Annotated in this window: 16 protein-coding genes; 11 read left to right on the top strand and 5 right to left on the bottom strand. The window is 72.3% G+C overall.

The features are described 5' to 3' along the window. Positions 1 to 2: 2 nt before the first annotated feature. On the top strand, positions 3 to 1,121 hold the full coding sequence (locus AB0I21_RS00980) for a M48 family metallopeptidase (RefSeq protein ID WP_360558051.1): 1,119 nt from the start codon (positions 3 to 5) through the stop codon (positions 1,119 to 1,121). Between the two features lie 3 nt (positions 1,122 to 1,124). Here the strand turns inward: AB0I21_RS00980 and greA are convergent, their stop codons facing one another. Continuing rightward, positions 1,125 to 1,625 carry a transcription elongation factor GreA gene (gene greA / locus AB0I21_RS00985; protein WP_360558052.1) on the bottom strand — a complete coding sequence of 167 codons (501 nt, stop codon included), beginning with the start codon at positions 1,623 to 1,625 and terminating at the stop codon, positions 1,125 to 1,127. Between the two features lie 85 nt (positions 1,626 to 1,710). Beyond that, positions 1,711 to 2,127: a DUF4307 domain-containing protein gene (locus tag AB0I21_RS00990; protein ID WP_344501704.1), complete on the bottom strand. Its 417-nt coding sequence runs from the start codon at positions 2,125 to 2,127 to the stop codon at positions 1,711 to 1,713. 191 nt (positions 2,128 to 2,318) lie between these two features. Between AB0I21_RS00990 and mca the strand changes: the two genes are divergently transcribed. The 8 genes from mca to AB0I21_RS01030 all read left to right on the top strand — a co-directional run bounded on the left by mca (position 2,319) and on the right by AB0I21_RS01030 (position 10,161). Further along, on the top strand, positions 2,319 to 3,182 hold the full coding sequence (gene mca, locus AB0I21_RS00995; protein ID WP_360558053.1) for a mycothiol conjugate amidase Mca: 864 nt from the start codon (positions 2,319 to 2,321) through the stop codon (positions 3,180 to 3,182). A 5-nt stretch (positions 3,183 to 3,187) separates the two neighbouring features. After that, entirely contained in the window at positions 3,188 to 3,427 is a 240-nt protein-coding gene (locus AB0I21_RS01000) for a hypothetical protein (protein ID WP_344501702.1), read from the top strand. A gap of 186 nt (positions 3,428 to 3,613) precedes the next feature. Next, positions 3,614 to 6,028 (top strand): bifunctional diguanylate cyclase/phosphodiesterase, encoded by a 2,415-nt coding sequence (locus AB0I21_RS01005; protein ID WP_360558055.1) that lies wholly within the window; start codon positions 3,614 to 3,616, stop codon positions 6,026 to 6,028. An 89-nt stretch (positions 6,029 to 6,117) separates the two neighbouring features. Further along, a complete protein-coding gene (locus AB0I21_RS01010; RefSeq protein WP_360558057.1) occupies positions 6,118 to 7,083 on the top strand; it encodes an ABC transporter ATP-binding protein in 966 nt (321 codons plus the stop codon). Further along, positions 7,080 to 7,853 (top strand): ABC transporter permease, encoded by a 774-nt coding sequence (locus AB0I21_RS01015; protein WP_360558058.1) that lies wholly within the window; start codon positions 7,080 to 7,082, stop codon positions 7,851 to 7,853. Before AB0I21_RS01010 ends, AB0I21_RS01015 begins: the two co-directional genes overlap by 4 nt. Before the next feature lie 90 nt (positions 7,854 to 7,943). Further along, positions 7,944 to 8,729: an ABC transporter permease gene (locus tag AB0I21_RS01020; protein ID WP_360558060.1), complete on the top strand. Its 786-nt coding sequence runs from the start codon at positions 7,944 to 7,946 to the stop codon at positions 8,727 to 8,729. Between the two features lie 100 nt (positions 8,730 to 8,829). Continuing rightward, positions 8,830 to 9,411: a TIGR03086 family metal-binding protein gene (locus tag AB0I21_RS01025; protein WP_360558061.1), complete on the top strand. Its 582-nt coding sequence runs from the start codon at positions 8,830 to 8,832 to the stop codon at positions 9,409 to 9,411. A gap of 87 nt (positions 9,412 to 9,498) precedes the next feature. Next, positions 9,499 to 10,161: a hypothetical protein gene (locus AB0I21_RS01030; RefSeq protein WP_360558063.1), complete on the top strand. Its 663-nt coding sequence runs from the start codon at positions 9,499 to 9,501 to the stop codon at positions 10,159 to 10,161. Between the two features lie 1,014 nt (positions 10,162 to 11,175). On the opposite strand, the gene AB0I21_RS01035 is transcribed toward AB0I21_RS01030, so the two are convergent. From AB0I21_RS01035 to trpB, 3 genes are read right to left on the bottom strand one after another with little or no spacing between them, the layout of a single operon-like run. Then, the gene (locus tag AB0I21_RS01035; RefSeq protein WP_360558124.1) at positions 11,176 to 11,934 is read right to left on the bottom strand and encodes a GntR family transcriptional regulator; all 759 of its coding nucleotides are present in this window, start codon (positions 11,932 to 11,934) and stop codon (positions 11,176 to 11,178) included. Positions 11,935 to 11,937: 3 nt separating this feature from the next. Further along, positions 11,938 to 12,681, bottom strand: a complete 744-nt coding sequence (gene trpA / locus AB0I21_RS01040; protein WP_360558064.1) for a tryptophan synthase subunit alpha — start codon at positions 12,679 to 12,681, stop codon at positions 11,938 to 11,940. Beyond that, positions 12,678 to 13,835 carry a tryptophan synthase subunit beta gene (gene trpB / locus AB0I21_RS01045; protein WP_354890945.1) on the bottom strand — a complete coding sequence of 386 codons (1,158 nt, stop codon included), beginning with the start codon at positions 13,833 to 13,835 and terminating at the stop codon, positions 12,678 to 12,680. The genes trpA and trpB overlap by 4 nt, the downstream gene beginning before the upstream one ends. A gap of 192 nt (positions 13,836 to 14,027) precedes the next feature. On the opposite strand from trpB, the gene AB0I21_RS01050 reads away from it, so the two are divergent. After that, a complete protein-coding gene (locus tag AB0I21_RS01050; RefSeq protein ID WP_360558066.1) occupies positions 14,028 to 15,470 on the top strand; it encodes a hypothetical protein in 1,443 nt (480 codons plus the stop codon). Positions 15,471 to 16,239: 769 nt separating this feature from the next. Beyond that, positions 16,240 to 19,062, top strand: coding sequence for an AbfB domain-containing protein (locus tag AB0I21_RS01055; protein ID WP_360558068.1), 2,823 nt, complete (start codon positions 16,240 to 16,242; stop codon positions 19,060 to 19,062). The last annotated feature ends 3 nt before the right edge of the window (positions 19,063 to 19,065 follow it).

Consider the following 19,065-nt stretch of genomic DNA (forward strand, 5'->3'; position numbering starts at 1 on the left):
TTGTGACCTTCGGCAAGCGGCTCGCGCACCGCCACACCTTCGCCACCTTCGACGCCTTCAGCCGTGGGGCCGACCGCAGCACGACGGTCGGCTCCGGTGTGCTCCTGGTGTCGTCGCTGCTGCTGTACGGGGTGGTCCTGGGCCTGCTCGCCACCGGGATCTGGCTGTGCACCGTCTCGACCCCCGGCATCCTCGTAGGGCTGGTGGTGATCGCCCTCGCGGTCCTCCTGCGCCCCCGCATGGGCCGGGTGCCGAAGTACGCGACCGAGGTCACCGCGGCGGAGGCGCCGCAGCTGCACGCGCTGGTCCGCGAGGCGGCCGCCGCGGTCGGTGCGCCGGTCCCGCGGGTCTACGTCGAGGTCGACCTGTTCGACGCGGCGGCCTACACGGTCGGCCTGCGGCGCCACCCGACCCTGGTGCTGGGCCTGCCGCTGTGGAACGCGCTGCCGCGGCAGTCCCGGATGGCGTTGCTGGGCCACGAGCTCGGCCACTTCGTCAACGGCGACCCGCGGCGCGGGCTGCTGGTCCAGCCGTCGTGGACGACCCTGGCCGAGCTCGACACGCTGCTCCAGCCGGAGTCCAGGCGGGAGGGTGACGTCTGGACGAGCGAGGGGTTCCTGGTCGTCTGGGTCGTCAGGCCGCTGCTGAACCTGGTCAAGCTGGTCGTGCGCGGCCTGCTGTGGGTGCCCAGGACCGCTCTCGCCGTCCAGGTGCTGCGGGAGGGGCAGCGGGCCGAATACCGCGCCGACCGGGTCGCGGCCCGGCTGGCCGGCCGCGCGGCCACCGTCGACCTGCTCGACACCCTGGTCGTGCTCGAGAGCCTCGGAATGCTGATCATGCGGGACGCCCGGGCCGGGCGGCCGGTCGCCGAGTGGCCGCAGACCACCCGGCAGCTGCTCGACGAGCTGCGGCCGCAGCTGGCGTCGCGGCGCGACGCGGAGACGGAGCGCGAGATCTCGCTCTTCGCCACCCACCCACCGTCGGGGCTGCGGGCCCGGCTGATCGAGGCGACCGCGCCGGAGTCGGCGGCGGTCGTGCTCGACAGTGCGCGCAACGAACGGATCGACGCCGAGCTGGCACGACACAGCGCCAGCTCGGCGCGGACCCTCAAAGCGTTGTGATGCTCAGCCGGCGAACGGCTCGAACGAGATGACCTTCACGGCGATCTGCGCGCCGCTCGGGGCGGTGTACTTCACCTGGTCACCCTTGGCGGCGCCAAGGATCGCCTTGCCCAGCGCGGACTCGGGGCTGTAGACGGTCAGGTCCGTCGTCGCCGCGATCTCCCGGGAGCCCAGCAGGAACGTCTCGGTGTCGTCCTCGTCGTCGTCGAACTGGATCGTGACGACGGTGCCGGGCGCGACCTTGTTGCTGGTCGGCGCCTCGCCGACGACCGCCTTGCGCAGGAACTCCTTCAAGTACAGGATGCGGCCCTCGGCCTTGCCCTGCTCCTCGCGGGCGGCGTGATAGCCGCCGTTCTCGCGCAGGTCACCCTCTTCGCGGCGAGCGTTGATCTCCGCGGCGAGCGCCGGCCGGTTGGCGATGTGCTCGTCCAGCTCGGCCTGCAGCCGGTCATATGCTTCCTGCGACAGCCAGGTTGTCCCCTGGTCGCCGTCGGTCGTCGACACTGAAGATCTCCTTACGGGCACGCTCGGTCAAACCACCAAAGTACCAGTGAGCCGCATCACCGTCGGCATGGAAAATGCTGGGTGCTCAGCGGGTGCGGCGCGGGCCGCAGGCCGGGACCTCCACGGTGACCGGCCGGGCGCTCGTCGCCAGCCGGTAGGTGACCGGTGCCTCGGCACCCTTCGGGACGTCGACCTCGGCCAGGCCGACCTCCTCGCCGCTGGCGGAGCGGGCCCGGACCCGGCAGGTCGCCTCCTTCGACGCGTCCTTGCGGACCACGAAGTCCACCGTGATGCCGTCGTCGCTGACCGCGTAGAAGCGCTGGACCTGAGGCTCGTACTCCTGCGGCCCGTACTGCTGGAAGAGCTTCACCGCGATGAGCACGCCGGCGACCCCCGCCACGGCGGCGAGGAGCACGACCAGCCAGGTGCGGCGCGGCCGGGGCTCCCGGCGGCGGCCATAGCGGCCGGGCGGGTACTTGGCTGTGGCGTGCGTCTCGGTCACGGGATGACGGTCCTCGTCGTTTCGTCGGAGGTACCGACCACAATAGGGTCGTAACCCGGGGCGCCCCCACCGCGGGGTTGACGGACACCTTGAGGAGAGCTTGTGAGCGGTCAGCGGAGCGGCTCGGACCGCTCACTGGTGTTGCAGTTTTTCGCTCAGGCCGGCGCCGGAGCGTCAGCGGAGGTGGCGGCGTGAGCGAGCAACTGCGATTGATGGCGGTGCACGCGCATCCCGACGACGAGTCGAGCAAGGGCGCGGCCGCGATGGCGCGCTACGCCGCCGAGGGCGTCGAGGTGCTGGTCGTCACGTGCACCGGCGGCGAGCGGGGCAGCGTGCTCAACCCGAAGCTCGACCGGCCCGAGGTCTGGGAGAACATCGCCACCATCCGCCGCGCGGAGATGGACCGGGCCCGGGAGATCCTCGGGGTCGACCAGGCGTGGCTGGGCTTCGTCGACTCGGGCTTCCCGGAGGGCGACCCGCTGCCGCCGCTGCCCGAGGGCTGCTTCGGCCTGATGGACCCCGAGGAGGCGGCGGCGCCGCTGGTCGAGCTGATCCGCAGGTTCCGCCCGCACGTGATCACCACGTATGACGAGGAGGGCGGCTATCCGCACCCCGACCACGTCATGACGCACAAGGTGAGCATGGTGGCGTTCGACGCCGCCGGCGACGCGGCCCGCTATCCCGGCACCGGTGAGCCGTGGCAGCCGCTGAAGCTGTACTACAACATGGGCTGGTCCCGGGTCCGCATGCTCGCGCTGCACGAGGCGATGCTGGAGACGACCGGCGAGTCGCCCTACACCGAGTGGATGAAGCAGTGGGAGGAGCGCCCCGACAAGGGCGACCGGGTCACCACCCGCGTGCCGTGCGGTGAATACTTCGAGGCCCGCGACGACGCCCTGCGCGCGCACGCCACGCAGGTCGACCCCGACGGCTTCTGGTTCGCCGTCCCGCTCGACATCCAGCAGAAGATCTGGCCCACCGAGGACTACGAGCTGGTGAAGTCGCACGTCGACACCCGCACGCCGGAAGACGATCTTTTCGCGGGCGTAAGGTAGGCAGTATGCAAGCGTGGCAGTTCCTCGCCGAGAACAACTTCGGCGACACCCGCTCGGGCGGTCTGGCCGGCCCCATGGGGCTGCTCATCATCGTCCTGCTCGCGATCGCGACGGTGTTGTTGATCCGCAACATGACCGCGCGGATTCGTCGCCTTCCCGCGGAGTTCCCGGATCCCGACAAACCCGCCACCTCGTCCGACGACGACCGCAGTGACGAGGGCTCCGACCTAGAATCGCGGCACTGACCACTGTTGTGCCTTTCTTCCGTGCTTTAGCCTTCACGGGGTGCGCGTTCCTTTCGCCGGACGCGTCTCCCTGTGGGGCAGGGAAGGGGGGCAGATGGTGGACACCCCGTTTGCCCACGGATCTGCTCACGCTGCGCATGCGGGCCGCCGCTTAGCGTCATTGTTGTCGGTCGATGCGGTGCATCGATGACACCCCTTCCGGCGCGCCTCACCGCCGCCGTGGCGTCCGTCGCCTTCGCCGGCGTGGCCGTCGCGATGGTGCTGACCGCCACGAGGCAGCCCGGCCTCTCGGGCCTGTCAGGAGCGATCGCGGCGAGCTTCGGCGTGGTGATCCTCGCCCAGCTCGCCCGTCTGAGAGTGCGCGCCGGCGCCGGCCAGGCCGCCTTCGCCTGGGGCGAGGCCGCGATCGTGATCCTGTGCGTCAACCTGCCGGCCCCGCTGATCCCGCTCGTCGTCCTGCCGGGCGCCGCCGTGTCGCACAGCATCCTGCGCACCGTCGACGCCCGCGCCGGTCGCGTCCGCACCGGGCGTGACCTGCTCTACACCGTCTCCGCGCTCACCCTGGCCGGCACGCTCGCCGCGGCCACCGCCACCCTCGTCGCGCCGGTCCACGACGCGCCCCTCACGCCGCACGGCATCCTCGCCCTGAGTGTCGGCGCGCTCGTGTACTGCGTCGTGTCGATCACCGCCACCGCCGCGCACGTCGCCACCACCCGGGGCGGGCGGACCGCCACCGTCGCCGCCGAGCTGCTGCGCGGCAAGCTGCTCATGGTCGTCGGCAACGTCGTCATCGGCCTGGTCGTCGTCTGGGCCTGCCTCACCGACGCGCTCCTGCTGCTGCTCCTGCCGCCGGTCCTGCTGCTGCTCCAGCAGCTCTACGCGAGCCGCATCGGCGACCGCGAGGAGCGCCGCACCTGGCACGAGTTCGCCGAGGCGACCCGCGACCTCAACCGGCTCGACGTGCGGGGCACCGCCGAGGCCGGGATCGAGGGCGCCCGGCGGCTCTTCGGCGCTTCGGGCGCGCAGGTCGTGCTGGCGGACGGCGCCGTCTTCGGCGCGAGCCCCGGCGAGGTCCCGGCGGCCCACCATCTGGTCGTCGGCGCGGTCGCCGTCGGCGAGCTGCGGCTGTCCGGGCTCGGCCGGCTCAGGCCCCGCAACCAGCGCATGCTCGACGCATACGGGGACGCCCTCGCCGCCGCCCTGCACGACGCGATCAGCCAGGACGAGCTGCGCTCGATGAGCGAGCGCACCACGTACGACGCCGTCCACGACCCCCTGACCGGCCTGTTCAACCGGGCGGCGCTGCTGTCGCGCGGCAACGCCCTGCTCCGCCGCCGCGGGCCGCACGACCCCGTCGCCATGCTGCTGCTGGACGTCAACGACTTCAAAGAGGTCAACAACGCCCTCGGCCACGCCGCCGGCGACGAGGTGCTGCGCGTGATCGCCGGCCGGGTCACCGAGGCCGGCGGCGCCGGCGACCTGCTCGCCCGCCTCGGCGGCGACGAGTTCGCGCTGCTCATCACCGACCTCGACACCGGCGGCGCCGACCTCGCCCTCGCCGCCGCCGTCGAGCGGGCCCGCAAGCTCGGCGCGCAGATCGCCGTGCCGATGCGGATCGACGGGGTGCTCCTGTCGAAGGAGCCGTCCATCGGCGTGGTGGTCGCCGCCGCCGGCGAGGTCGACCTCACCGAGCTGCTGCGCCGCGCCGACATCGCCATGTACCAGGCGAAGCGCGCCGTGCAGCCCGTCGCCTGGTACGACGCCGGGCGCGACGACGCCAGCACCGACCGCCTCGCCCTGCTCGCCGAGCTGCGGGAGGCGCTGCACGCCGGCGAGCAGCTCAGCGTCGAGCTGCAGCCGGCCGTCTCGCTGGCGCCCGGCGCGCAGCAGATCACCGGCGTCGAGGCGCTCGTGCGGTGGAAGCACCCGCGCCGAGGGCCGCTCGCCCCCGGCCAGTTCCTGCCGGTCGTGGAGGCCAGCGAGCTGATGGGCCCGCTCACCCGGTGGGTCCTCGACCGGGCGATCGGCCTCGCGTCCAGCTGGCGGCGCGCCGGCCTCGCCGTCCCCGTGTCGGTCAACATCTCCGCCCGCAGCCTCCTGGAGCGGCAGCTGCCCGAGGCGATCGGCGACCTGCTCGCCCGCCACCGCCTCCCGGCCGAGCTGCTCGTCCTGGAGATCACCGAGACCGTGATGCTGTCGCAGTCGCCCGTCATCGACGACGTCCTCGCCCGCATCCGGCGGCTCGGCGTCCAGCTCGCGGTCGACGACTTCGGCACCGGGTTCTCGTCGTTCACCGTGCTCACGCGGCTGCCCGTACAAGAGGTGAAGATCGACCGGGAGTTCGTCGCGCAGATGATCGACTCCCCGAAGGCCGAGGCGATCGTCCGGGCCACGGTCGAGCTCGGGCTGCGGCTCAAGCTGCGCGTCGTCGCCGAGGGCGTGGAGAACCCCGACCAGCGCGCCGCCCTGGCCGCGCTGGGCTGCACCTCCGCGCAGGGCTTCCTGTTCCACCCGCCGCTGGCCGCCGAGCGCCTGGCGGCCGTCCTGCGCGAGCGCCGCCAGGTGCAGCGCCGTCACCTGCGCGCCGAGGGCGCCGGGTAGTCCGTCCGTCACCGTGCGCATCGACGGTCCTCGGGGGTCGCGGACCGGTGCTAGGGTCTGCCACAGCGATTCTTGAGCGGGGGCCCGGGATGGCGATCATCGATGTGTCCGACCTACGGCGGACGTTCCGGTCCCGCAGCGGCCTGCGCCGCACCGAGAAGGTCGTCGAGGCCGTGCGGGGCATCTCCTTCCAGGTCGAGCGCGGCGAGCTGTTCGGCCTGCTCGGACCCAACGGCGCCGGCAAGACCACCACGATCAAGATGCTCATCACGCTGCTGCTGCCGACCGGCGGGCGGATCGAGGTGCTCGGCCACGACGTGGTCGCCAGCCCGCGCGAGGTGCGCCGCCGCGTCGGTTACGTCTTCGGCGGCGACCGCGGGCTGTATGAGCGCCTGTCCGGCCTGGACAACCTGCGGTATTTCGCCGAGTTGTACGCGGTGCCGGCCCGCGAGCAGCGCGCCCGCATCGGCGAGCTGCTCGACCTCGTCGGCCTGACCGGCCGCGAAAAGGAGCGGGTCGAGGGCTACTCCCGTGGGATGCGCCAGCGGCTGCACATCGCCCGCGGCCTGCTGCACCGCCCCGAGGTCCTCTTCCTCGACGAGCCCAGCATCGGCATCGACCCCGTCGGCGCCCGCGAGCTGCGGCAGACCGTGAAGGCCCTCATCGAGCAGGGCACCACGGTGCTGCTCACCACGCACTACATGTTCGAGGCCGACGAGCTGTGCGACCGCATCGCCGTGCTCGCCGGCGGCCGCATCGTCGCCGAGGGCACGCCCGAGCAGCTCAAGCAGAAGGTCAGTGTCGGCAACGTGGTGGAGGTCGAGGTCTTCGGCCTGCCCGACGGCGCCGGCGACCGGGTCCGCGCGTTGCCCGGCGTCCGCTCCCTGGTCATCGACGAGCGCGGCCCGGCCCAGGTCCTGCTCGTGCACGCCGAGCCCGGCTCCGAGGTGACCCAGCCGGTCCTCGGCGCGCTCGCCGGCGCCAGGGTCGGCCGGGTGGCGACCCGGCAGCCGACCCTGGAGGACGCGTATGTCGAGCTGGTCGGTGCCGCGTGACCTACGTCCGCGTCATCGGGCTCGCCTGGTGGCTGCAGCTGAAGATGCGCAGCCGCTCCGCCTTCGACGGGCTGCTCGGCGTCCTCTACCCGCTGTTCTTCTCCACCGTCGTCTTCATGATGTTCCGCCACGGCGACGCGTCGGGTGCCGCGCTGCTCAGCGCCGCCGTGGGCGCCAGCGTCATGGGCGTGTGGTCCTCGACCAGCACCACCGCCTCGGCCGCGCTGCAGCAGGAGCGCCGGCAGGGCACGCTCGAGCTGCTCGTCGCCGCGCCGACGCCCCTGCCCGTGGTGATCCTGCCGATCACGCTGTCGATGGCGACGATCGGCGCGTACAGCCTCGTCGTCACCCTCGTGTGGGGCCGCTTCGCCTTCGGCGTCGACCTCGCCATCCAGCGGCCCGTCCAGTTCGTGCTCGCCGCGACGGTCACCGTCGTGTCGATCGGCGTCCTGGGGTTCCTGCTCGCGGTCTCGTCCGTGCGGTATCGCACGGCGTGGGCCCTCGGCACCGCCCTGGAGATGCCCGTCTGGCTGATCAGCGGTTTCCTCGTGCCCCTGGACCTGCTGCCCGCGTGGATCCGCCCGATCTCGTGGCTGCTCGCGCCGACCTGGGGCATCGACGCGATCCGTGCCGCCGCCGAGGGGCGCGACGCCTTGCCCGCGCTGGCCGCCTGTCTGGGTCTTGCCGCGGTGTACGGCGTGGTCGGCTCCCTCCTGGCGGTCCGCCTCGTCGACGCCGCCCGCCGCCACGCCACCCTGGCGCTGACATGAGCGGCTGCTTCGCGGAGCGCCGCGGCGCCGCCGGGGTGCGGTCATGAGCGGCTGCTTCGCGGAGCGCCGCGGCGCCGTCGGGGTGCGGTCATGAGCGCCCTGCGGCTGTTCTTCCTGGGCGGGCTCACCAGCTACCGGGCGCTGTTCTCGTGGCTGAGCCCGTGGATCCTGATCCCGACGTTCATCGTCGGGCCGATCGCGCAGATCCTCTTCTTCGCCTATGTCGGCCGCGCTGCGGGCGTCGGCGACGACGGGTACTACGTCATCGGCAACGCCGTGCAGAATGCCGCCATCCCCTGCATCTTCGCGATGAGCATCACCGTCGGCGACGAGCGCCGCCAGGGGACCCTCGGCCTGCTGCTCGTCTCGCCGGCGCGGCGCATCCCGCTCTTCCTCGGCCGCGCACTGCCCGTCGTCGTCAACGGCCTCGCCGTCGCGCTCGTCGCGCTGCTCGCCGGGTCGCTGCTGCTGGACGTGCCGATCAGGGCGTCGTCGCTGCTGGCGCTCACCGGCGTGGTGGCGGTGTCGGCGTTCGCGTGCACCGGGCTCGGCCTCGCCAATGCGGCGCTGTCGCTGCGGGTCCGCGAGGTGGCCGTCCTGTCCAACCTGGTCGTCGGCGTCCTGCTCGTCTTCGCCGGCGTCAACGTCCCGCTGTCGGAGCTGCCGGACTGGATGGCCGTCGTCGCCGGCTGGCTGCCGCTGACCCACGGCATCGCGGCGGCCCGCGAGGTCGCGGCCGGCGCGGGGCTGGCGTCGGTGCGCGACGACGTGCTCGCCGAGGCGGGTCTCGGCGTGCTGTACGTGGTGATCGGCCTGGCCCTGCTCGTCTGGTTCGAGCGCGAGAGCCGCCGCAAGGCCACGCTCGACGTCGCCTGAAGCTTTTCGCCGGCTCCTCCACTTCGCCTCGGTCTCGTAGTGGAATGGAGCATTCCGTTCTGATAGACTGATCGCAGTCACCGAGTTGAGGGAGTGTCTGATGAGCTCGAACACCTGGACCGTCCTGGACGAGTCGCACGCGGCGCTGCGGGCGGTGCTCGCCGGGCTGCGCCCGTCGTACCTGCTGCTGCCGACGCCGTGCGAGCTGTGGAACGTCACCCAGGTCCTCCAGCACGCCGCGGGCGACCAGCTCGGCTACGCCGCCGCGATCACCGGCGAGGGCTGGCCGACGTTCGACCCGTTCGCGCCGTCGGGTGAGCTGGACGGCGACCTCGACGCGTTCAAGGCCTTCGTCGAGCGCACGATGCAGGCATCCGCCGCGGCCTGGGCGACCGTCGCCGCCGACGCGACCGACGCTCCCACGCCGCTGCCGCAGGGCAAGATGGCCGGCTGGCTCGGCGCCGGGGCGGCCGGCCTGGACGCCGCCGTCCACGCGTGGGACGTCGCGGTCGCGACCGAACAGCCGTCGCCGCTGTCCGACGGCCTCGCCGAGCGGCTGCTGCCGGTGGCGCGCGAGATCGTCGAGCCGCTGCGGGCTTACGGTGCCTATGCCGCGGCCCTGCCGGCCGACGACGCCGGCCCGGCGGTGACCCTGCTGCGCTACCTCGGCCGCGCGGCCTGACCCGCTCCGCAGTTGGGGGCCACCCAGCCGGGCGGCCCCCTGCGTGGCTCCCCGACCGTGGGTGACCGCTCCGGTACCGTCTGCGGCATGCGCGGGGAGCGGACGATCGTCGCCGGCTTCGTCATCGGTGCGGTCGCAATCGGGGCGTTCGTGGTCCTCGACCGGTATGAGAGATCCACCCAGTTCACGGACCTGCCCGGCGACGCGGACGTGCGCCTCGTCGGCAGGTTCACGCCGAAGCAGGTCGACCGCATCGCGTCCCTGCCCCAGGCCGCCGCCGTCGAGTGCGGCACCACCCTCTACGGCGTCACCGTCGTCACCTCCCGCGGCCTGCTCAACGGCGCGACGGTGCTGACCGCCGCCAGCCGGCCGGGCCTGCGCTGGTCGGCGGTGCGCTCGGGCACCTACCCGGCCTCCGACGCGCAGGTCCTCATCGACGAGCGCACCGCCGCCGCCCACGACATCCGCCTCGGCGAACGGACAACCCTGTCGCGCGGCCAGGCCGTCGTCAACGCCACCGTCGTCGGCATCGCGGGCCGCCCCGCGGACACCGCCGTCGGCCCGACCGCCCCGGTGTTCCTGCTCCCGTCAGGCGCGGTCGCCGCCCTGGACGGCGAGGCGTCCTGCGAGTCGGTGACGGTGGAGCTCCGCCGCCGCCGCGACGCGAGCACGTTCAGCAAGGCCGCCCACGACCTGCTGAACCCACCCCCCACCGTCATCTACGACGAGTCCCTCCGCGGCCACGTCTGACCTTCCCCGGCGACCTCCGGCGTCGTGCTGCTTCTCGGCGCGTGGGACCGCACGATGGGCCGCATCGTTGCCTGCCGGCCCACCACGACCCCGCCGCCTGGGCTTCCGCGACATGCCGCTGCTGCTCGGCCCCCGCGACCGGGCGCCTGCTGCTCGGCCCCCGCGACCGGGCGCCTGCTACTTGCCCTCCGCGACCGACCGCTGGTCGGCCTTCGTGGCGGGTCGCTGGTCGGCCTCCGCAATGGGCCGCTGGCCGGTCTCAGCGACCCGGCCACTGCTTGGTCTCCCCGCGACAGGCCGCTGCGTGGTCTCCGCGACCGACCGCTGCTTGGTCTCCCCGCGACAGGCCGCTGCGCGGTCTCCGCGACCGACCGCTGCCGACCGGGCTCAGGTGCGCCGCAACGCCGGCCGCTGCGGGCCGTGTACTGCCGCTCGTCCACCGGCTACGGCCCGCAACTCGCCGACATCGGCTCCGCACCACTTCGTCCGGCCCGGCGCGGGCATGCGATCACCGGCCCTGCACCAGTCCGTACCAGCCGGGACGAGCTTGCCATCACCGCTCTGCACCAGTCCGCGCCAGCCGGGACGAGTTTGCCGGCGTCGGCTCCGCACCACTCTGTGCCGGCTCGGGGCGGGTTTGCGATCGCTGGCTCTGCGCCAGTTCATGTCAGCCGGGACGAGTTTGCCGGCGTCGGCTCCGCACCACTCTGTGCCGGCTCGGGGCGGGTTTGCGATCGCCGGTTCTGCGCCAGTTCATGTCAGCCGGGACGAGTTTGCCGGCGTCGGCTCCGCACCACTCTGTGCCGGCTCGGGGCGGGTTTGCGATCGCCGGTTCTGCGCCAGTTCATGTCAGCCGGGACGAGTTTGCCGGCGTCGGCTCCGCACCACTCTGTGCTGCCTCGGGGCGGGTTTGCGATCGCTGGCTCTGCACCGGTTCACGTCAGCCGGGACGAGTTTGCCGGCGTCGGCGCTGCACCACGACGGCCTGTCGCTGCGCGTGTTCTGCTCCGGCCGCTACGGCTGCCGGCGGGGGACCACCTCGGCGGCCACGTCCGACCAGGTCAGGGATAGGCCGGACGCGGCTCGGGTGGCCCGGATCTCCATCATGTCGCCGAGGATCACGGCGCGGTCGGCGACGACGGGGGTGTCGTCCAGCGAGTACGTGATCCGCTCGCTGACGAACACCGGCGTGCCTACCTCGGCGTGCAGGTGCCCGGCCAGCTCCTCCTCCAGCACCGCGGGCCGGATCGTCTCGCTGGCCCTGGCGACGGCCACCCCGGCATCGGCCAGCGTCAGGTACAGCGACGCCGTGGCGAAGTCGGCCGCCCGGATCCGGTTGCCGAACGGCTTGCGAACCCACGACACCTGGTGCACGGCCGGCCGCCCGGCGAACGCCCTGACCCGCTCGAGCCGCAACGCCGGCGCCCCCAGTAAGACCGCGACCGGCGACGGAGGCCGGCGCAGCGCCTGGTCCAGCACCCGGGTCTGCACCTCGAGGCCCTGCTCGCGCAGGTCGTCCGCGAGGTTGCGCAGCGGGCCCAGCCGGTACGCCAGGTGCGGCGGCGCCACATACGTGCCCTTCCCCGCCCGCTGCACGATCAGCCCCTCGTCGCTGAGATGCCGCAGCGCCTGCCGGAGCGTCATCAGGGTCACGCCGTAGCTGTGGCTGAGGTCCCGCTGCCCGGGCAGCGCCGCACCAGGCGCATACTCCCCGGCGCGGATCTTCTCGGCCAGGTCGGCGGCGATGCTGCGATACCGCGGCTCGGCGTTGATGGCTCACCCTTCGTCCATGGCCTCCCGGATCGACCGGACATAGGCCCCGATCTCGGCCGGCGTGGCGCCGTCGAGCACCCGGCGCATGATCGCGGCGCCGATGACGACACCGTCGGCGAGGCGGGCTGCCTCGGCCGCCTGGGCCGGGGTGGAGATGCCGAATCCTAGCAACACAGGCAGGTCGCAGCGGCCGGCGAGCCGGCGCGCCAGGTCGGCGGCGGACGCGGCGAGGGTCTCGCGCTCGCCGGTCGTGCCCATGACCGTGACCGCATACACGAAGCCCCGGCTGCGCCGCGCGATCTCGCCGAGGCGCTCGTCCGGGGTGGCGGGGGACGCCAGCAGCACCAGATCCAGGTCCTGCTCTTCTGCCTTGGCACTTGCCTCGGCGCACTCCTCCAGCGGCAGGTCGGGGACGATCAGCCCGTCGAAACCGGCGTCGCGGAGGCTGCGGCAGAACGCGTCGTCGCGGACGAGGAGATTGGCATACGTGCTGGCGACGAGCGGCACGGCCCCGGCGACCTCCGGGATGCGGGCCAGGATGCCGCGCAGCGTCGCGCCCCGGGTGAGGGCCGCCTGGGTCGCCTCCTGGATCGTGGCGCCGTCGAGCGTCGGGTCGGAGAACGGCAGGCCGACCTCGATCGCGTCGGCACCGTTGTCGACCAGCGCCCGGAGGTGGTCGGTCCACTCGGCGACGGCGCCGCCGGTGAGATACGGCATCAGGACCTTGCGGTCGGTCGGCAGCTTCACAGCAGCTCCTTCAGTGCGGAGATGTCCTTGTCGCCGCGCCCGGACAGGGTCAGCAGGACGGTCGAGCCGGCGGGCAGCGTGCCGTCGGCGGCGGCACGGATCACCCACGCGACCGCGTGCGCGGACTCGAGCGCCGCCACGATCCCCTCGGTGCGGGCGAGCCGGACGACGGCGTCGACCACCTCGGCGTCGCTGACCGTCACATACCGGGCGCGGCCGAGGTCCCGCAGGTGCACGTGCTCGGGGCCGATGCCCGGATAGTCGAGCCCCGCGGCGATCGAGTGGGCCTCCAGGACCTGGCCGTCGTCGTCCTGCAGGAACATCGACCGCACCCCGTGCAGCACGCCGAGGCTGCCGCGGGTCGCGCCGGCGCCGCCCTCGGCCTCGACCCCGACCAGCTTCGCCGTGGTGTCGACGAACCCGGCGAAGGTCCCGGCCGCGTTGGACCCGCCGCCGACGCACGCCACGACGTGGTCGGGCACCGCCGCCGGCAGCGCCGTGGCGCACTGCTGGCGCGCCTCGTCGCCGATGACCCGCTGGAACTCGCGCACCATCCACGGATAGGGCATCGGGCCGAGCACGGATCCCATGCAGTAGTAGCTGTCGGCGGTCGAGCCGACCCAGTGCCGCATCGCCTCGCTGGTGGCGTCCTTCAACGTCCTCGCGCCGGTGCGGACGGGCACGACCTCGGCGCCGAGCATCCGCATCCGGAACACGTTGAGCGCCTGCCGCTCGATGTCGCGCTCGCCCATGAACACGGTCGCCGCCATGCCGAACATCGCCGCCGCGGTCGCCGTCGCCACCCCGTGCTGCCCGGCGCCCGTCTCGGCGATCAGCCGCTTGTGCCCCATCCTGCTCGCGAGCAGCGCCTGGCCGATCACGTTATTGATCTTGTGTGAGCCCGTGTGGGTGAGGTCCTCCCGCTTGAGCAGCAGCGTCACGCCGAGCTCGGCGGACAGCCGCACCGCGGGGGTCAGCGGCGTCGGCCGGCCGGCGTGCGTGGCGAGCAGGCCGGCCAGCTGGTGCCGGAACGCGGGGTCGGCCCACGCCTCCCGGAACGCCTCCTCGACCCGCCGGCAGGCGGGGATCAGGGACTCGGGGACGTAACGCCCGCCATAGTCCCCGAACCTGCCCAGTGGTCCCGGGTCGTCCATCAGCCGGACGCGCGACGGCGTGCGGCTCGGCCGGATCAGCAGATCGCCCATGCCCACTCCCAGAGTTCTAGAACAGTTGCGACAGTTCTAGAACAGTGACAGACTCCGTGGTGGAAGTCAACGCGGCTGGGGTCGCGGGGCGGACGCCACATGGCGTAGCGTCCTGCGTCGATCGACCAGGACGGGGGAACCATGGACGCATCGACCGTCAGCGTGCCGCCACGCGTGGCCGCGCTCGCGGAGCGGCAGCAGCTCGGCGCGCACGTCGCCATGCACAAGGGCGACCACCCGGTGGTGGAGTGCGCCACCGGCCTCGTCATCTCGGCGATCCTGTTCGGTGCCGCCGCCCTCATCAGCTGGATCGTCTCGTCCATCGAGTTCCTCCAGGTGAAGGCGCTCGCCCTGATCGTCGTGCTGCTGGCGATCGCCGGCCTGGCCGCGGCGGGCTATGCCTTCTACCGGCTCTTCGGCGCCTACGTCGTCGTCCACCACTACGAGCACGGCCTGGTGTGGAGCCGCAACCGCAGCGTCGACGCCGCCCCGTTCTCGTGGATCGACGAGATGTACGTCACCCGCAAGGACGACAAGATCACCGCAGCCGGCCTGGTCACGCTCGACGGCCGCGCGGTGGACATCACCGGCGCCGACAAGACGGACTACAAGGCATTCGTCGAGCGGCTCGAGGCGGAGCTCGTCGCCCGCCGGTGCCAGATCCGGCCGGCGCGACGGGAGGTCGGCCGCGGCCCGGCCGGCGTCGGCCTCAGCGACCGCGCCATCGCGGTCCTCGCCGTCATCGTCGGTGGTCTTCTCGTCGCCGCCATCGCCGTCCCGCTGTCCAGGGCCGGGCTGCCCGGCCCGATGGCGGCGGTCATCGGCTTCCTCGTCATCGGCGTCACCGTCGGCCTGCTCGGGACCCGCTTCGACGGCCGGATCGCCGTCGTCGGCGCGATCTTCGCCGCCATCGGCGGTCTCGTCACGATGATCGCCGTGGCCGCCCTGATCCCGCAGGTCAACAAGTACGTGACGGCGACCGTGGTCCTGGCCCTGGAGATGGGCGTCCTGTCGGTGGTGCTCAATGCGTACCGGCGCCTGCCCGCACTGCGCCCGACCCGCGCCCGGCAGCGGCTGGCCTCCCAGCGCGGCTGGGAGTTCCTGCCCTCGCTCGCCGTGCCCGTCCCCGGCCCGCAGACCGGGCGCGCCGTCATCGGCGTCCAGGAGCACGCCCAGTCCGTCGACCTGTATGACGTGCTCAGGGGCACCGTCGACGGCGTGCCGGTGCTCGTCGGAGACCGGTACCGGCGCAAACCCCGCCGCTCCGACCCGGTGCAGACCATCTGGATGGTGCCGCTGCCCACCCCGGTGCCGTATCTGTCGCACACCGCCTTCGACCAGACCGGCCAGGTCGCCCCCGGTGCGCCCGACCCCGCCCTCGCGAGCCTCTTCGCCGGCCGCGTCCCGGTCCCCGAGCTCTTCATGGCCGTCCCGCCGTGGTGGATCGAGGGGCAGTATCTGCTGTGCGAGGGCTCCGGCGACCTGGACGTCGTCGTCGCCTGGTCCACCCGCTTAACCCGCGCCGTCGCCGCCATGCCCTGGGACGCCGTCCGCGCCGCCATCCCCAACGGCCACCGCGCCTGAGCCTCGCCCGCATTGCACGGCCTGCCGTCGTCCGGACCGGGTCGACGGCCCGGCGGAGGGAGTCTGCGCGCAGCGTCTCGTCGGTGGGAGCCCGCGTCGGGTCGACGGCCCGGTGGAGGGAGTCTGCGCGCAGCGTCTCGTCGGTGAGCCCGCGTTTCGCCGGCCTCGCTGGCTGACCGTCATCCAATGGGTATGGCGCCCCGCCGCCGTTGAGACACACGGGGGTGGCGCTCGGCCGTGGCCACCCCAACGGGCATGGGCCTCGGGCGTGTAGCGCTGCGTCCGGGCGGGTGCGGCGGCCGCTCGCGTGATCTGGATCAAGTGCGGGTCGGGGCTGCCGATGGAGGCGGGCGGGGTCGGCGGTCGGATCAGGGATGGACCCGCGTCGCCGTACACGGCGAGCACTGTGTCCGCGGTCTGGTAGCCCCTGTGTGCCGACCGTCCAATGTGGCGGGTCGGCGCGTTGTCGAACTGGCGGAACGACTCCGTCGAGGCCACCGCGACAGCCGCGAAGAGCGGCCCTCCAGCGGCCTCGATGAGTGCTTGCGGCGGGTGGTGCCAAGTGTCTTTCGAAAACTATGGTGGATTCTGTTTGATTAATGGGCGCATGTGAGCTGTTCCGTTCGGGAATGTTTCATGTTACGTTCCCGGAACCTGGGCCCTACCCAAGCCCGTCGATGCCCGCCACAACGCTCGCTGCCAGCGCGCGGCCGATCGCCAACCGGCCGCGGGCCGGTTCCGCGTGCTCTTTCCCGCCAGAAGGAGTTCGATGCGCCACCTCCTCGCCCGCACACTGGCCGTCCTGACCGTCGTCGCCGGGGGGCTGGTGGCGTCGGGTGCGCCGGCCTCGGCCGTCGTGCCGAAGACGCCGCCGCTGACGACGCCGTGGACCAGCCAGGTGTCCACGACGAACCCGCTGCCCGAATACCCGCGGCCGCAGATGACCCGCAACGAGTGGCAGTCGCTCAACGGGGAGTGGGAGTTCCTGAACCCCGCCACCGACGGCGCCGGCAACGTGAACCGCTACGCGGCGCCGCCGCTGGGGCAGACGCTGCCGGAGCGGATCCTGGTGCCGTTCCCGGTCGAGTCGGCGCTGTCCGGCATCATGCGCAACGACAACCGTGACCTGATGTTCTATCGGCGGACGTTCACCGTGCCGGCCGGGTGGAACGGGCGGCGCGTCCAGCTGCACTTCGGCGCCGTGGACTACGAGGCCACCGTGTGGGTCAACGGGGTGCAGGTCACCACCCACAAGGGCGGCTACGACCGGTTCGAGGTCGACATCACGCCGCAGCTCAACGGCGGTGTCAACGAGATCGTCGTGCGCGTGTACGACCCGACCGACGGCCGCGGCGAGAAGCAGCCGATCGGCAAGCAGACCAACAGCCCGAGCGGCATCTTCTACACGCCGACGTCCGGGATCTGGCAGACGGTGTGGCTGGAGCCGACGCCGGTGTCGTCGATCTACTCCGTCGACATCTACGCCAACCTGGCCAACAACACCGCGCGGGTCAGGGTCTTCACCCGCGGCAACGTCACCGGGCACACCGTCTTCGCCGAGGCGATGAACGGCACGACCATCGTCGGCAGCGCGACCGGCGGGTTCACCGAGTTCAGCGTGCCGGTGCCGAACGCGCGCCGGTGGTCGCCGGACGACCCGTTCCTGTACAACCTGCGGGTCTCGCTGCGCAACAGCGCCGGCGCGACCGTGGACCAGGTCGTGAGCTACTTCGGGATGCGGGAGATCGGCAAGAAGCTGGTCAACGGCGTGCTCCGCCCGACCCTCAACGGGGAGTTCATCTTCCAGGCCGGCACGCTCGACCAGGGCTTCTGGCCCGACGGGCTCTACACCGCGCCGACCGACGCCGCGCTCGCCTCCGACCTGCAGAAGCACAAGGACCTCGGGTTCAACATGGTCCGCAAGCACATCAAGGTCGAGCCCGCGCGCTGGTACTACCACGCCGACCGCCTGGGCCTGCTGGTGTGGCAGGACATCCCGTCGACGCAGGCGTTCGACGCGAACCGGACGCCGGCGCAGATCGCCGAGCTGGAGACCGAGGCGCGCGAGATCATCGACGAGCACCGGTTCTCGCCGGCGGTCGTCACCTATGTACCGTTCAACGAGGGCTGGGGCGAGTGGAACCTCGCCGACACCCAGCGGATCACCACGGACCTGAAGAACTACGACCCGACCCGCCTGGTGAACCCGCACAGCGGCTACAACTGCTGCGCGTCCAAGGGCGACCCCGGCACCGGCGACATCATCGACTGGCACATCTACACCGGTCCTGACGCCCCGCTGCCGTCATCGACCCGCGTCTCGGTCCTCGGCGAGTTCGGCGGGATCGGCCTGCGCACGTCCGGGCACGAGTGGAGCCCGGACGGGCAGTTCTTCGCGTACGAGCAGGTGTTCAGCAACGCGCAGCTCAACGACCGGTTCACCGGCATGATCCGCGACACGCAGGCGCTCATGACGACGCGGGGCCTGTCGGCGTACGTGTACACCGAGATCACCGACGTCGAGGGCGAGTACAACGGGCTGCTCACCTACGACCGGCGGATCCAGAAGGTCGACACCAACCTGGTCCGCGCCGCGAACACCAACCTCATCAACGCGTCGAAGAACCTGAACGCGGCCGTGCCGATGACCCTCGGGCACGTCAGGTCGTTCCAGGTGACCACGGCCGGGCTGACGAACCGCTACCTGCGGCACTCGAACAGCTTCGCCCGCACCGACGTGCTCAGCTCGGCGAGCGCCGACGGGGCGCGGCAGGACGCGTCGTTCCGCACGGTGGCCGGCCTGGCCGACCCTCGGTGCTACTCGTTCGAGTCCGTGAACTTCCCCGGCCAGTACCTGCGGCACGCCAACTCCCGCGTCCGCATCGACCCCGACACGGGCGGCAGCTTCGCCGCGGACGCGACCTGGTGCAGCCGGCCCGGGCTGGCGGCGGGCGGCACGTCGTTCGAGTCGTACAACTTCCCCGGCTCGTACCTGCGCCACTACGCCGACAACGTCTACCTGGCGCGCAGCGGCGGCGCCAACGCGTGGGACACCGCGTCAGGCTTCGCCGCCGACGCGACCTGGAACACGGCGAACCCGGCACTGTGGCGCAGCTCGGTGCTGCTGCAGACCGACGTGCGCAAGTCGCTGCAGGTCACCACGTGGGGCTTCACCGACCGCTACCTGCGGCACTCGGACAGCCTCGCCTACACCGAGATCGTGAACGGCGGCAGCAGCGCCCTGCTGAAGGCCGACGCCACGTACACGGTGCGGCGCGGGCTGGCCGACTCGTCGTGCTACTCGTTCGAGTCGGTGAACTTCCCCGGCCAGTTCCTGCGGCACGCCGACAGCCGGGTCCGCAACTCGGTGAACGACGGCTCGGCGCTGTTCCTCGCCGACGCCACGTTCTGCGCCCGCCCGGGCATCGGCGGCACCGGCATCACGTTCGAGTCGATCAACATCCCCGGCTCGTACCTGCGGCACTTCGAGTCGCAGGTGTACATCTCCGCCGGCAACGGCACCGGGTTCCAGCGGCCGCAGGCGCTCAGCGCCGACAGCAGCTGGAACCTGGCCGCACCGTGGGCCCCGTGACGC

Source organism: Dactylosporangium sp. NPDC050588, from assembly GCF_040654975.1.
Classification (GTDB): Bacteria; Actinomycetota; Actinomycetes; order Mycobacteriales; family Micromonosporaceae; genus Dactylosporangium; species Dactylosporangium maewongense.